The 13,916-nt window shown below is 40.3% G+C and carries 12 protein-coding genes and 1 tRNA gene; 5 read left to right on the forward strand and 8 right to left on the reverse strand.

Annotated features, from left to right (window positions below):
* The first annotated feature begins 96 nt into the window (after window positions 1–96).
* Entirely contained in the window at window positions 97–1,203 is a 1,107-nt protein-coding gene (locus J1N10_RS14815) for a substrate-binding domain-containing protein (RefSeq protein ID WP_262327507.1), read from the forward strand.
* Window positions 1,204–1,261: 58 nt separating this feature from the next.
* Here the strand turns inward: J1N10_RS14815 and J1N10_RS14820 are convergent, their stop codons facing one another.
* The gene (locus J1N10_RS14820) at window positions 1,262–1,561 is read right to left on the reverse strand and encodes a hypothetical protein (protein WP_262327508.1); all 300 of its coding nucleotides are present in this window, start codon (window positions 1,559–1,561) and stop codon (window positions 1,262–1,264) included.
* Window positions 1,562–1,778: 217 nt separating this feature from the next.
* On the opposite strand from J1N10_RS14820, the gene J1N10_RS14825 reads away from it, so the two are divergent.
* Entirely contained in the window at window positions 1,779–2,942 is a 1,164-nt protein-coding gene (locus J1N10_RS14825; RefSeq protein ID WP_262327509.1) for a hypothetical protein, read from the forward strand.
* Between the two features lie 104 nt (window positions 2,943–3,046).
* Window positions 3,047–3,119, forward strand: a tRNA-Lys gene (locus J1N10_RS14830).
* 401 nt (window positions 3,120–3,520) lie between these two features.
* Here J1N10_RS14830 and J1N10_RS14835 read toward each other — a convergent pair.
* From J1N10_RS14835 to J1N10_RS14850, 4 genes are all read right to left on the reverse strand, one after another.
* A complete protein-coding gene (locus J1N10_RS14835) occupies window positions 3,521–4,432 on the reverse strand; it encodes a dihydroorotate dehydrogenase (RefSeq protein WP_262327510.1) in 912 nt (303 codons plus the stop codon).
* The gene (locus tag J1N10_RS14840) at window positions 4,426–5,196 is read right to left on the reverse strand and encodes a dihydroorotate dehydrogenase electron transfer subunit (RefSeq protein ID WP_262327511.1); all 771 of its coding nucleotides are present in this window, start codon (window positions 5,194–5,196) and stop codon (window positions 4,426–4,428) included. The genes J1N10_RS14835 and J1N10_RS14840 overlap by 7 nt, the downstream gene beginning before the upstream one ends.
* A gap of 227 nt (window positions 5,197–5,423) precedes the next feature.
* Complete coding sequence (locus J1N10_RS14845) at window positions 5,424–5,876, reverse strand: helix-turn-helix domain-containing protein (protein ID WP_262327512.1); 453 nt, start codon at window positions 5,874–5,876, stop codon at window positions 5,424–5,426.
* A 220-nt stretch (window positions 5,877–6,096) separates the two neighbouring features.
* Window positions 6,097–6,225, reverse strand: coding sequence for a hypothetical protein (locus J1N10_RS14850; protein ID WP_262327513.1), 129 nt, complete (start codon window positions 6,223–6,225; stop codon window positions 6,097–6,099).
* A 681-nt stretch (window positions 6,226–6,906) separates the two neighbouring features.
* On the opposite strand from J1N10_RS14850, the gene J1N10_RS14855 reads away from it, so the two are divergent.
* Entirely contained in the window at window positions 6,907–7,467 is a 561-nt protein-coding gene (locus tag J1N10_RS14855; protein WP_262327514.1) for a manganese efflux pump MntP, read from the forward strand.
* A 55-nt stretch (window positions 7,468–7,522) separates the two neighbouring features.
* On the opposite strand, the gene J1N10_RS14860 is transcribed toward J1N10_RS14855, so the two are convergent.
* The 3 genes from J1N10_RS14860 to J1N10_RS14870 all read right to left on the reverse strand — a co-directional run bounded on the left by J1N10_RS14860 (window position 7,523) and on the right by J1N10_RS14870 (window position 11,466).
* The gene (locus tag J1N10_RS14860) at window positions 7,523–8,026 is read right to left on the reverse strand and encodes a flavodoxin (protein WP_262327515.1); all 504 of its coding nucleotides are present in this window, start codon (window positions 8,024–8,026) and stop codon (window positions 7,523–7,525) included.
* A 12-nt stretch (window positions 8,027–8,038) separates the two neighbouring features.
* Complete coding sequence (locus J1N10_RS14865) at window positions 8,039–10,084, reverse strand: alpha-ketoacid dehydrogenase subunit alpha/beta (RefSeq protein WP_262327516.1); 2,046 nt, start codon at window positions 10,082–10,084, stop codon at window positions 8,039–8,041.
* Window positions 10,085–10,155: 71 nt separating this feature from the next.
* On the reverse strand, window positions 10,156–11,466 hold the full coding sequence (locus tag J1N10_RS14870) for a dihydrolipoamide acetyltransferase family protein (RefSeq protein ID WP_262327517.1): 1,311 nt from the start codon (window positions 11,464–11,466) through the stop codon (window positions 10,156–10,158).
* 379 nt (window positions 11,467–11,845) lie between these two features.
* Here J1N10_RS14870 and J1N10_RS14875 point away from each other — a divergent pair, with 379 nt between their 5' ends.
* On the forward strand, window positions 11,846–13,885 hold the full coding sequence (locus J1N10_RS14875) for a M13 family metallopeptidase (protein ID WP_262327518.1): 2,040 nt from the start codon (window positions 11,846–11,848) through the stop codon (window positions 13,883–13,885).
* The last annotated feature ends 31 nt before the right edge of the window (window positions 13,886–13,916 follow it).

Here is a 13,916-nt window from a genome sequence, read left to right on the forward strand (position 1 = left end):
TTAATATCAAATCAACGATCTTACGCTGCACTCTTTACTTTGGAAATCATTTTTTGTAAATTAAATACAAATTTATGCACCTCAAAAATATCCGGTATGAAAAGAATCGTCAAAACAACAACGAATACCATTAATACCGCAACTGCCCATCGAGACAACACCTCTATAATGGCACTTTCGATTAGTGGAAGAACACGAACCATCCTTAAGCAAAGCCTAAAGTACTTGACTTTTCTTTGTTTTATCGGACTGCTAATTTTATCGTCCTGCGATATGAAACCCAGGGTTGGTTTTTTAATGGATAGCCTTGAAATAGAACGCTGGAACAAAGATAAAGCCTTATTTGAAGAAAAGGTCAAGGAGCTAGGTGGTGTTTCAATGGTTGCAGTAGCTGATTCTGATCCGGACAAACAATTAGAACAAGCCCAGCAAATGATTGATGATGGTGTAGATGTCCTGGTTGTGGTACCCGTGGATTTAGAAAAAGCAGGTGAAATTGTCAAACTGGCTCACCAAAACTATGTTCCGGTTATTTCCTACGACCGCCTGATCAAAGACTGCAACCTCGATTACTATGTATCCACCGACAATATTAATATTGGTGAGTTACAGGCCAATTATTTAACTAAAATTGCCCCCGTAGGGAATTACGTTTTAATTAGTGGGCCCCGATCTGATCACAATGCTTACTTATTGCGACTGGGCTGGATGAATGTACTACAGCCATTGATTGATAAAGGTGATGTTAATGTTGTGCTTGATGAATTCAGTGACTTTTGGTTACCCGATGAAGCTTATCGCATTTTAAGTCAATACTTCAAAGATAAAAATGAAGTTGATGCCATCATCTGCGGTAACGATGCCCTGGCATCCGGCGCCATCCAAGCCCTTAAAGAACATCAGAAAGATGGGAAAGTACTCTTAGCAGGTCAGGATGCCGATATTCAGGCTGTACGAAACATAGTAGCCGGTAACCAGACGATCACCATCTACAAACCCATCGAATCATTAGCTTTTGCAGCCGCCAATGCTGCTATTAAAATCTCAGATGGAGAAGCGCCATCCAACATGAATATTACCGTTAATAACGGCAAGCGACTAGTTCCCGCTATCTTGTTACAAGCCAGTGTCGTCAATAGCCAGAATATAAAAATGACCGTCATTCAGGAAGGTTATATCGGAGAGCAAGAAATATTCAATTAATTCATGAAAAGTTATTCATGCTCTTAAAAGTCATCTGCGTTCTGTAGATGGCTTTTTTTTAATGAATCAGCTGAACCATGCAATCTCTGTACAAATGGACTGCCCCACTTATTCTGTCCAATAGATTTCCTTTTACCAAAGAATTCATCCAGCTATTATTACGATTCTTAGAATTTTCTGGCTCAACAAAACTTTCTAGCTGTCGCTTTTGTTTGGTCCACCAACGTGATACATTCTGACTCTTTTTAGTAATCATACGTCGTACTTTTTTATCACTCACCAAATGATAAGCCGGATCAAAAAACAATTGCATAAACCATTCAGCCAGTTGTTCAATAAATTGATAATAGTGTTCCATAACGCTTAATTTTTCTCTTAATACATTTGATAAAATTGTCTGTCATCATTTTAAAATAACAAACGAATACTTGCAAATATCACCTCATTATCAGAACTTTAAAAACTTATTAAGCACTATTTATAGACTTAACTTATTTTCAGATTTAAGTTTTTAACTTAATTTTAGCTTAACTTTTTGCTTAATATTTTATATTTTTGCTTAATCGCTTAATTCTATGCACAACCCAATTCCTAAACATAAAGCCACAAGCATCCATCCTGCAATCTACATGATGCAGCAATGGCAGCTATTTATGGACGGTATTGATCGCATTATTAGTTTTTATAGCGATGAAAAGGATGATAATAAGCTGAATGGTATAGAATGGAACAGGCAGCTTAGCAACAATCTGCTACCAGTTTCCATTTCGGAAGAAGTCAATGAGAAAATGTTATCCGTCAGGCGTGAAAAAATCAACTACCAATGGTTACGACCAGAGTTATTACCTTTTATTCAACAAGCAACATCAAGTCTTAACCAACTCAACCTATTTTCCGAATCAGCCTACCTTGTATTATTAGTGCGAATCCAAACACCAAACTCAGATCCGCTATTAAGCTATCTGTTTTTCAGGAACGATACCAGTAATTTTGGAATCAGTAGCTGCGAAGCACAGCTTGAAACCAGTCATAAAGCAATTATTGGAAAAATGGCCAGTCGTTTTGGCGAAATGATCATACAAAACTATTCCCATTCAAAGAAGCAAGAAGAACTATTTCGGCATCATACACGGAGTATATTGGAAAACAAACAATTAGAAACCAATAATAGCAATGAGGCCCTAAGTTTGTGGAAAAATAACTGGTTAGATACATACCTAAGCGAAAGAAGCAAAAGAGATGGCTTTAATTATGTTATATCAGATAATGCCCGTACTAAACTGTTTCGAGATGCATCCAGTTTTGAAGTATGTAAAAAAACAATTGACAATTGTATAGTTTACATATGTAACCTATACAATACATCACCTGGTGACGATGTATTAATTGAAGAAAGCTACCTGGTGCTTGATCCAATAAACCCGCCAATCAAACCAGTTAAAGCATTCGATATTGCTCCTTCACGAAGCAACAAAACCATGACTTTACTTGATCGTCTGGAACAATCAGCCACTATTCTTCATAACCAAGGCCTGTCAATAACCAGTGCTGATGTGGGAGCCCATATGCCTAAACCCATAACAGCCCCTGCCATTAGTGATGCCATGCGTAAAAACCGGGTGCGTATATTACAGCTTTTGGAGCAATACCCAAGCAAATGGCCTATTATACGCCAATCGTTTAAGCCAATAACCAATTTAATTTCAAAAAATAATCAACGCTTAAGCATCAGTAGCTAAATCCGTTGCTACTATTGTACTTTTAAAACACAAGATTTATAGAAATAATATTTGTAGGTATTACAGATATGGTCTATATTTGCAAGCGCAAAAGCAAAAAGGATGACTCAGTAGCTCAGCTGGTAGAGCAACGCCCTTTTAAGGCGTGGGTCCAGGGTTCGAATCCCTGCTGAGTCACTCGATAAAAGCTCCGTTTTACGGGGCTTTTTTTTGTATATAGAGATTCAATTATGTCAGGTAAATAAAGCCTCACCTGACATCATAAACTACGTATACAAATGTAAATCATAATTAATTTACATTTGTAATTACATAAAAAAGTCCGCCATAATGACGAGCTTTTCTGCATACTAATACTAAGAAACTGTTTAAGTTTTATCCTTCGGTTTGTTTTGACGACTTAAGCACTCATATTTCTGCAAAACTTCTTTAAATAGCGATGCTATTGTTCATTCTGTGTCTATTGTTTATCGCATTCACGAATTTCATTTCGCATCAGTTTTGCTTCATCTGAGAACATAATTCATTCAAAATAACTCACAAAAACAAAATTTAAACAGTTTCTATATACTCAATTCCTATATCTCCATAGCTCCAACCAGGTCACTCACCTTATCAAAACCATTTTCACTACAATATTGCTCCAAGCCTTTAACGATCTTGGCCGTCACACAAGGATCAATAAAGTTAGCCGTACCCACCTGAACAGCCGAAGCACCAGCCAGCATAAACTCTACAGCATCGGTTGTATTCATGATACCACCCATACCCACAATAGGCACCTTGACTGCCTGAGCCACCTGCCATACCATACGCAAGGCAACCGGCTTAACAGCAGGTCCGGATAAGCCACCTGTTATGGTTGATAATAGTGGTTTGCGCGTTTTGGCATCTATTGCCATACCCAATAAAGTATTAATTAAGGAAATAGAATCCGCACCAGCGCCTTCCACGGCCGCACCAATCTCAGCAATATTCGTCACATTAGGCGATAGTTTCACCATTAAGTGCTTCTTATACACCTTTCGCACAGCCTCTACCACCGACACAGCCGATGGGCAACTGGTGCCAAATGCCATGCCACCTTCCTTTACATTGGGGCAAGAGATATTTAGTTCAATGCCCGGTATATTATCCAGCTCATTAACCACTTCAGCAGTTGCAATATAGTCCTCAATAGTCGATCCCGATACATTGACCAGCATATTCGTCTGATAATCCTTTATACGCGGGTAAATATGCTCTACAAAGTAGTGCACCCCTTTGTTTTGTAGTCCGACGGCATTAAGCATGCCTTGTGGTGTTTCAGCCATCCTTGGGTAAGCATTGCCCTCACGGTGTTCCAGGGTCGTTCCTTTCACCAAAACACCTCCCAAACAGCTAATATCGAAGAAATCCATAAACTCCTCGCCATAACCAAAGGTACCCGAGGCTGTCATCACCGGATTTTTCAGTTCTAATCCGTTTAAATCTATCTTTAAGTCTACCATTTTAAATAAGTTGAGTCAAATACCGGACCATCTGTACATGTGCATTTATGACCATCTAAGGTATCGGCCACACAACACAAGCAAGCACCAAAACCACAGGCCATCGAGTTTTCTAATGAAACCTCGCACTTAATACCATGGTTTTTAGCATACTTTGCCACCACTTTCATCATGGCCTCGGGGCCACAAGTGTAAATATGATCTATTTCAGGACTTTGCGTGCGCATCACCGGGTGGTGTATCACATAACCTTTTGTACCTGCCGAACCATCTTCAGTGGTCATATGCACATCCCCCAATTCCTGGAAGGCGTCCAGCGCAATTAAACCATCTTTTGAACGGGCTCCTAACAAAAACTGTGGCTTAATGCCATTGGCTTTTAAATGACGGCCCATTAACAACAAAGGTGCAATACCGCAGCCTCCACCTACCAGCAATACCCGATTTGTTGCAGGCAGCGAAAAACTGTTCCCCAATGGATAAACCAGGTTACAAATGTCACCTTCCTGCAATTGCCCCATTAAACGAGTGCCTTCTCCAATTTCCTGTACTAACAGTTTCATGGTATTGGCCTCTACATCCACATCATGAATGGAAATTGGACGCCTTAAAAAGGTATTGGGTCCGTTATCTACCCGCACTTCCACGAATTGCCCCGGTAGCATAGCCGGTAATTTTCCTGGGTGTTTAAGGGTAAGGATGACATACTCGTGGTTTAAGCGTTCATTTTTGATGACCTTAAAATCGTCGATGTATTTCTTCATGTATCTTATAAGAATTTAATATGCAATTTAGTTGGGTTTACATTTGTAAATACCCTAAAATTGGACAAAGATACATAAAAAGAATGGAATAAAGCTACAATTGCTTGAAGCATAATGATTGTTTAAGCCACTATCTTTCGAAATGCGTATTTACTTATATCATCTTATCAGCCAACCATTAAATAGGAATATACATACATTGTGTTGCACCCCCTGTAAGTACCCTATTACTCAGGCCGGTATTCACTAAAGGACTTATCCGTGTAAAACACAACGATGCGCTCGATGCTTCTTACTTCTGTTCTATCGGGTAATGAGGGAGCAACGGCTTTTTCTTTCGACGCTACTGTTTTATAGGGTGCCTGTTCTTCTTCTCTTACCTTTTTTGAAGGCATTTTAAAGCTCGTTTTGGGCTTTTCTTCCTCAACCGGAATGCTAAGCTGTTCAGTAGGTTGAGAGCTTATTTTTGGGCTACTTAGCATGCTGCCCTGACCGGTAATCAACCAATCACCGCTGATATGCGGATATTTACTCAACAGTTTGTTTAAGAAATCAACACTGGGGTTGTTTCGTCCTGATAAGATGTGAGAAACACCTGAGCGTTGCACACCTATGGAATCGGCAAATTGAGAGGGCGTTAATCGCTCATGCTGTATAATGGCTTCAATGCGTTCTTTCATCGTCTTATGCTTAACTGTTGGTTTATGCTTTTGTTTACAATTAACAACACACTCGTGTAGTAATAGTATTTAACATTGACATCTGTAACTTAATTAAATTACCACTTCTCTTTCTACAAATGTTTATTACTGAGGACAAATGTAAACATCTAAATTAACCTGTACAAATGTAAGCATGAAAAATATGGGTAATAATCGACAGTAAACACACCTAAACGGCCTAATTTTCGGCTTTCGACTTATTCTCACTATACACAACCTGAACAATCACTTTAACAACCCCCTCATACCTCCTATTAACAAAGCCTTTATCAATTATATTGTTGATTACAATTACGTTTAATGCCATTTTCAAAAGCCTGTTTTTAAGTAAAATCCAATCACTAATGCATTAATAATCAGGTCCATTATTCTATATGAAGTTAAGTATGATATAAATCCAATATAATACTGATATTCAATACTATATATCAAATAAGACCAAGCTTAATGTAGTGAAACGTATATTTATGCAAGATATTTTCCAATAGATTGCACTTAAGCTTTATATGAATTCATTAAAATACTGATATATTGATGCATATACTACAATCATTCAGTAGATGTATATTTTTCACAGCATAACAAATGGCTTTTAAGCGTGACTCCTAGTGTGATTACATATGTATATTATTTGGCATTAAAAGATATACTCAAACCGTTTGAGTGGAGCAAAGCTGAAGGTTACACTTGTAACTCACTCTTCTTCCCTACTCTCATTTCTTAATGTACATTTGTCAAACATACTTTGATTGGGATTTTCCTTCTGAAAAACACATTCGAACTTCTTAGGACTATTTCTTATCATATTTCTCTCATTCGACCGAAATCAATCCCTAAAAATAAAAATTGATCAATCTGAACAAGTATAGAACTATGTCAGAATAATTGATTCTGCGCCCATTAATTATTGTTAAGCAAAAAAGTCTGAGCGAATATTTTTTTTGATTCAAAATGAAAGATCTATTTTCGCAGCACACAAAAATGAACAATGGAATTATTTACCCTCGTATTGCTTGCCTGTGCTTTGGCTATGGATTCATTTGCCGTATCTATTACTGCTGGATTATCGCTGAAGCAATTTGCTCCGGCAACGATGAGTCGCATTAGTCTGACCTTTGCCGTTTTTCAAGGCATCATGCCTGTCATTGGCTGGATATTAGGACGAAATTTTGTTGAAATTATCAGCAACTATGATCACTGGGTGGTATTTTGTTTACTGTTACTCATTGGTGGTAAAATGGTTTACGAATCGATACGACAGGAAGAAGAAGTACACAGCATCAACATATACAGTAAGCGAACCATCTGTACATTAGCACTGGCTACCAGTATTGATGCTTTGGCCGTTGGCATCAGTTTTTCATTATTGCATGTAGATATCGTTTTCTCAGCCTTAATCATCGGCCTCATGACCTTTCTGTTTTCCTTTGGTGGTTTGACCATCGGACTTAAGCTCGGCAGCATCTTCAAACGAAAAGTAGAATTAATTGGAGGCCTGCTACTAATTGCAATTGGTACACGGGTATTAATCGCCCATTTGTGGATATAAAAAAAGGGATGGTTCAAAATATGACCACCCCTAATCTATAAGCTAAAGCGATTATTTATTTAAACGCCTTCTTTAATTCCTGACTCCATTTCTCAATGCGCTCATTGGTGAGGGCTGCCTGGTTTTCAATGTCCAAAGCCAAACCGGCAAACTGGTTGCCACGCTGAGCAACACTGCCTTCAAACTCATATCCGTCGGTTGACGTGAAGCCCACAATGGTTCCACCACGCTCTTCCAAAAAGTTGGCCATCAAACCTATGCCATCCACAAAATTCTCAGGATAACCCTTCTGATCGCCTCCACCAAAGATGGCAAAGTGCTTACCTTTTAAATCCTCATCTTCAACAGCTGGTAAAAATTCATCCCAGTAATTGGGCAGTTCACCATCAAACCACGTAGGTACAGCCAGTATGTAATTGGTGAATTGCATAAAATCTTCACCCGTCATAATATCCACATCAACAACCTCTACTTCAGCCCCTAATGCTTTGATAATTTTTTTAACCTGCTGCCCGGTTTTTACCGACCTGAAACTATAGAATATTCCTGTTTTTTTCATGATACAACTAATTTAATACGCTAATAATTCTTTTGCTGCATCCATAATGCGTTGATTATTCGGCAATACAGCCGCTTCTAATGTACGGTTAAATCCAACCGGAGTAAAGGTTGAACCAACACGCTTAACAGGTGCATCTAAATACTCAAATGCCTCAGATGTGATTTGTGCGGCAATCTCTCCACCAAAACCACCAAACACCTTATCCTCGTGCACCACCAAAGCTTTGGATGTCTTTTTCACAGAAGCAATAACGGCTTCGGTATCCAATGGAATAATGGAGCGAAGGTCAATCACTTCAATTTCGCCCAGGCCTTCTTTCGACAGCTGCTCAGCTACTTCCACACTCATGTGAGTAGTATTACCATAGGTGAAAATAGTTAAATCCGTTCCTTCACGACGTGTACGCGCCTTACCAAATGGCACCTCATAATCATCCGGAATTGGCGTAGCCGCCTTAGGCGCATTGTACAAGGCCTTCGGTTCCAGGAAAACAGTCATTCCTTCGGAACGCATTGACGTACGTAACAAACCAGCCGCATCATCGGCATACGATGGATATACAATTCGCACACCCGGGAAAGTAGCCAGGGCCCCTTCGATGGTTTGCGAGTGATACAAGCCTCCGCCAATATAACCACCAGAAGCTAAGCGTACTGTAATATTGGGCGAGAACTGTCCTTTGGTACGCCAGTATTCATGTGTTGTTTCCACAAACTGTTCCATGGCCGGCCAGAAGTAATCGGCAAACTCGGCACCTTCCACCACCACACGGATATTCTTGTTGTAACGCACCATACCATTGGCCGTTCCCATGATAAAGTCCTCGGCAATAGGCGCATTAAACACACGCTTCTTACCAAATTCCTGCTGCATGCCTTTCGACACATTGAAGATACCGCCTTTATCTTTGTTGGCAATATCCTGTCCCCAAATATAAGTATCCGGGTTATGACGGAACTCGGCCTTCAAGGTTTCGTTTAAGCCCTGAATTAACTTCTGTGGCTCACCTTCATAATTATGTGTTCCATCAGGATACTTCGCTGCTGCGTAGGGTTCGGGCAATACAAAATCATGAATTGACTCCGGCGTTGGATGCGGCGCTGTCATTCCTTTACGGTGTGCCTGCTTCACTTCCTCAGCCACCTCGGCTTCAATCGCCTGCATCTCTTCCTCCGTCACACGGTTGTAACGTTTCAGCAAACGCTGGTATTTGGCCAGTGGATCATATTCTTTCACATAACCCAATTCATTGTCATCACGATACAAATCATGACGGTCAGAGTTACTGTGCGAATGGATACGAACACAGTTAGCCTGCACAATCACCGGTTTTTGATTCTCTTCGGCCCATTTGCTTGCCTCCAGCATGGTGTTCATTGAATCAAACACATCCTTGCCATTACAATACATCACCCGAAGATTCTTAAAACCTTCAAAGTTTTTGGCCACTTTACGGTTAGCCGTCTGGTCTTTCTTAGGCACCGAAATACCATAGCCATTATCCTGGAAAACAAAGATAACCGGCAACTGCTCTTTAGAAGCGCCGTTGATGGCTTCGTAAACATACCCTTCTGAAACAGACGATTCACCTTGTGAACTAATGGCCACACCTTTTCCTTCGTAAGTTTTGATGGCACGTCCCACACCTACGGCATGTAAGGTGTGGTTACCCGTACACGACGATACGTTGTGGATGTTCCACTCAGGCTTGGCAAAGTGGTTGGACATGTGTCGACCACCACCAGCCACATCGGCGTCTTTGGAAATCCCATTATAAATAATCTCTTCGGCAGTTAAGCCAGCCGATACATTGGTCACCAAATCGCGGTAATACGGAAACAGGTGATCTTTAGAGCGATCGAATACCTGACCAATAGCCAGTTGAATACCATCATGCCCAGCAGCCGGCGCATGGTACGACCAGCCAATAGCCTGCTTTAAATAATTAGGCGCTTTTTCATCAAGCGTACGTCCTAAAAACAGAATGCGGTACCATTTTAATAAGGTTTCCTTATCCGTCTTTTTTATGGAATGTATTTTTGGAATATCATTCATATTAAAAACTTTAAATAATTATGACAGGAAGAAAGGTGAAGTACTCACCTTTCTTCGGATAGATACAATAATTAAATTTCCTGATTTATATCAAAAGCCTCCAGGTAATCACCAATGCGGCGTAAGAAAGCTCCTCCCAGTGCACCATCTACAATACGATGATCGTATGACAATGACAAGAACATCTTGTGACGAATACCAATCACATCTCCGGTAGGCGTTTCAATCACCGCTGGTTTCTTTTCAATAGAACCGGTCGCCAAAATGGCCACTTGCGGTTGATTAATAATTGGTGTGCCAATAATATTTTTAAAAGAACCAAAGTTGGTAATTGTGAAAGTACCATCCTGGATATCATCCGGCGACAGCTTATTTCCCCTTGCCTCGTTTGCCAATCGATTAACTTCTCCGGTTAAACCAACCAAGTTCTTTTGATCTGCTTTTTTAATAACCGGTACAATTAAATCACCTGTTGGTAATGATACTGCCATACCGATATTTACATTTTTGCGTAAAATGATTTTATCACCATCAACAGAAGCATTAACCCCTGGGAAGTCACGCAATGCCTTGGCTACCGCTTCCGTGATAATTGGCATATACGTGATTTTCTCACCATATTTTTTCAAATAATCATCTTTCACCTTTGTGCGCCAAAGCACCATATTGGTCACATCAGCCTCTACCACGCTGGTCACGTGCGGCGATACCTGCTTCGACATAACCATGTGATCGGCAATCAACTTGCGCATGCGTCCCATTTCCACAATCTCATCGTTAGCCGATACCGAAACGTTTACCTTATGCTCTTTAGGAGCAGCAACTGGTGCTGGTGCAGGTGAAGAAGCCGCAGTTTCCTTAACAGGAGCTGGAGATGGTGCAGCCTGTTGACCCCGATTGGCAATGTAGTTCTGCATATCTGACTTTGTCACACGTCCATCTTTTCCGCTACCGTGTATTTCCTCCAATTCATCGGCTGAAATGCCTTCTTGCTGGGCCATGCTCCGCACTAAAGGCGAATAGAAACGATCGGATGTTTTATTGATTGAATCGGCCGCAACAGGCTTTTCTACTGTTACTTCTGTTTTTGAAGCTATAGGTGTCGCCTCTGGAGTAGTCTCACTCTCATTATCTTCGGCGCCCTCCAAAAGAATAACGGCTACGGGTAGACCAACTGCCACCACATCATCAACCGCATACTTTATTTCTTTAACTGTACCTGCCACTGGCGAAGGAATTTCAGAATCGACCTTATCGGTTGCTATTTCCAATAATACATCATCCTCCTGAACAGTATCTCCTTCTGAAACAAACCATTTAGTTATGGTTGCTTCCTCGACACTCTCGCCCATTTTTGGCATTAAAATTTCAAATGTTGACATATGCTTATCTTTAATTTATTCTTTCTAAATAGTGATTCAGACACTAAAACTGTTATTTATATTAAATCTAAATACTATTTTTAAACAAACTTTTTTATCAAAATGTTTTAGCTCAATTGCAATCTCTACATTGCAAAATCCATTTTACAAACAAGCGCAATTAAGATTTGTTTATCTTATAATCTTGAAAAGATGTTAAAATCATATTTTTTTAAAAAGTTTCATCTTTATCATCCTGTAAAACTGCTTATTAGCTAATCTTCTTTATAGCCCCATATGAAATGAATCATGCGAATATCCTTGGTCAAGTGTTAGCTTTTCGCTTAATTTGAGCGGGAAATCATTTCTGAAAAACATACAATAACAAGTAAAAACATCTATGAAAAACTATTTGATGTTGGTATGTGCCGCCAGTTTAGCTTTGGGCGCCTGCCAATCCAATCAATCTAAAAAAGAGCTTATTAAGCCTGTTTTCTCTGCTAATGATATGGATTTTAACATGAATCCGGGAGAAAACTTTTACCAGTATGCCAATGGTGGCTGGATGAAACAACATCCTCTACCCGATGACAAAAGTCGTTTTGGTAGTTTTGACCTTTTGGCTGAAGAAAGTAAAGAAAAAGTAAAAACCATTGTTGAAAAAGCCGCTGCTGAAAAAGGTGCTGAAGGCACTCTATCTCAAAAAATTGGTGACTTTTATAACGCTGGAATGAACCTTGAAGCCATTAACACTGCTGGTTATACGCCGATTAAACCTCTGCTGGACAAAGTTGCGGCCATTGATTCAAAAGAAGGCATTGTTAATGTTATCAGTGATTTGCAGGAACAACAACTTACACCACTGTTTTATTTCTATTCGTCGGCCGACCAGAAAAACAGTGAAATGACTATCGCTGGTATTTATCAGGGTGGTTTGGGTATGCCTGACCGTGATTATTATTTATCAGATGACGAAACATCGGTTAAACTGCGGGAAGCTTATGTTTTGTACCTAACTAAGTTATTCGCCTTGAGTGGTAATGCTGAAGATGAGGCTGCGGAACTGGCCAACACAGTGATGGCATTTGAAACTCAACTGGCCGAAGCTTCCAATACGCGTTTGCAAAACCGCGATCCACATGCGACTTATAATAAGATGGATGTGACCAAATTGGTTGATTTAGCACCAGAATTTCCTTGGAACGAATTTTTAGCTGGCATCAACATGCCGGAACCTGGCGATATCAACGTGAGCCAACCTGCTTTCATAAAGGAAGTAGCATCAATGTACCAGAATGAAAGTATCGACACTTGGAAAGCCTTCTTATCATCCGTGGTAGTGCGCAAAACAGCCACGCTATTGAGTGAAGATTTTGTCAATGCGAATTTTGCCTTTTATGGTGAAGCACTATCGGGTCAGAAAGCCCAGGAACCTCGCTGGAAAAAAGTATTGGGCAATACCAGCAGCGCCTTGGGTGAAGCTGTTGGTCAGTTGTTTGTTGCCGAGTACTTCCCACCTGCGGCTAAGCAACGTATGGACGATTTAGTAGAGAACCTGCGCATTGCCTTTGGTCAGCGCATCGACCAGTTAGAATGGATGAGTGACGAAACTAAAGCCGCAGCACATGAAAAATTAGCTGCCATACGCGTAAAAATTGGTTATCCAAATAAATGGCGCGATTACTCAGCTTTAAGTATTTCGGACGACTCGTACGTTAATAATATATTGGCCAGCAACCGGTTTGATTTTGCTCACGACATGGGAAAGGTGGGTAAACCTGTTGACAAAGATGAATGGCACATGTTCCCACAAACGGTAAATGCATACTATAGCCCGGTTGGCAACGAAGTTGTGTTCCCGGCGGCTATCTTACAGCCTCCATTCTTTTATTTAGATGGTGATGATGCTGTTAATTATGGTGCTATTGGTGTAGTAATTGGGCATGAAATGACGCATGGTTTTGATGACCAGGGACGATTGTATGGTAAAGATGGTAACCTGCAAACCTGGTGGACTGATGAAGATGCAGAGCGTTTTAATGCCCGCACTCAAATTTTAGTTGATCAGTTTAATAAGATTGAAGTGTTACCTGGTACCTTTGCCGATGGCGAGTTATCTCTAGGTGAAAACATTGCCGATTTAGGAGGATTAACCATCTCCTACCAGGCTTATCAGAATGCCATCAAGGACAAAGGTGAAATAACTGACATTGATGGTTTTACAGATGAGCAGCGTTTCTTCTTAGCTTACTCGCGCGTTTGGGCACAAAACATCAGAGACAAAGAGATTTTACGTCGTACAAAAACAGATGTTCACTCATTAGGTATTAACCGTGTAAACGGCCCACTGCCTAACATGGAAGAGTTTTACCAGGCATTTAAGCTTGATAATACAGCTGCTTTGTACATTACCCCTGAAAACAGGGCCAGCATTTGGTAGAAACTATTGTAATGTTATTATAATAAGCGTG

It is taken from the genome of Carboxylicivirga litoralis (assembly GCF_025499605.1).
Classification (GTDB): Bacteria; Bacteroidota; Bacteroidia; order Bacteroidales; family Marinilabiliaceae; genus Carboxylicivirga; species Carboxylicivirga litoralis.

What these genes read in the sequence shown, in the direction of transcription:
- J1N10_RS14815 (WP_262327507.1), top strand. Translation starts at nt 97, where the DNA reads ATGAAAAGAATCGTCAAAACAACAACGAATACCATTAATACCGCAACT.
- J1N10_RS14820 (WP_262327508.1), bottom strand. Translation starts at nt 1,561, where the DNA reads ATGGAACACTATTATCAATTTATTGAACAACTGGCTGAATGGTTTATG.
- J1N10_RS14825 (WP_262327509.1), top strand. Translation starts at nt 1,779, where the DNA reads ATGCACAACCCAATTCCTAAACATAAAGCCACAAGCATCCATCCTGCA.
- J1N10_RS14835 (WP_262327510.1), bottom strand. Translation starts at nt 4,432, where the DNA reads ATGGTAGACTTAAAGATAGATTTAAACGGATTAGAACTGAAAAATCCG.
- J1N10_RS14840 (WP_262327511.1), bottom strand. Translation starts at nt 5,196, where the DNA reads ATGAAGAAATACATCGACGATTTTAAGGTCATCAAAAATGAACGCTTA.
- J1N10_RS14845 (WP_262327512.1), bottom strand. Translation starts at nt 5,876, where the DNA reads ATGAAAGAACGCATTGAAGCCATTATACAGCATGAGCGATTAACGCCC.
- J1N10_RS14850 (WP_262327513.1), bottom strand. Translation starts at nt 6,225, where the DNA reads ATGGCATTAAACGTAATTGTAATCAACAATATAATTGATAAAGGCTTT.
- J1N10_RS14855 (WP_262327514.1), top strand. Translation starts at nt 6,907, where the DNA reads ATGGAATTATTTACCCTCGTATTGCTTGCCTGTGCTTTGGCTATGGAT.
- J1N10_RS14860 (WP_262327515.1), bottom strand. Translation starts at nt 8,026, where the DNA reads ATGAAAAAAACAGGAATATTCTATAGTTTCAGGTCGGTAAAAACCGGG.
- J1N10_RS14865 (WP_262327516.1), bottom strand. Translation starts at nt 10,084, where the DNA reads ATGAATGATATTCCAAAAATACATTCCATAAAAAAGACGGATAAGGAA.
- J1N10_RS14870 (WP_262327517.1), bottom strand. Translation starts at nt 11,466, where the DNA reads ATGTCAACATTTGAAATTTTAATGCCAAAAATGGGCGAGAGTGTCGAG.
- J1N10_RS14875 (WP_262327518.1), top strand. Translation starts at nt 11,846, where the DNA reads ATGAAAAACTATTTGATGTTGGTATGTGCCGCCAGTTTAGCTTTGGGC.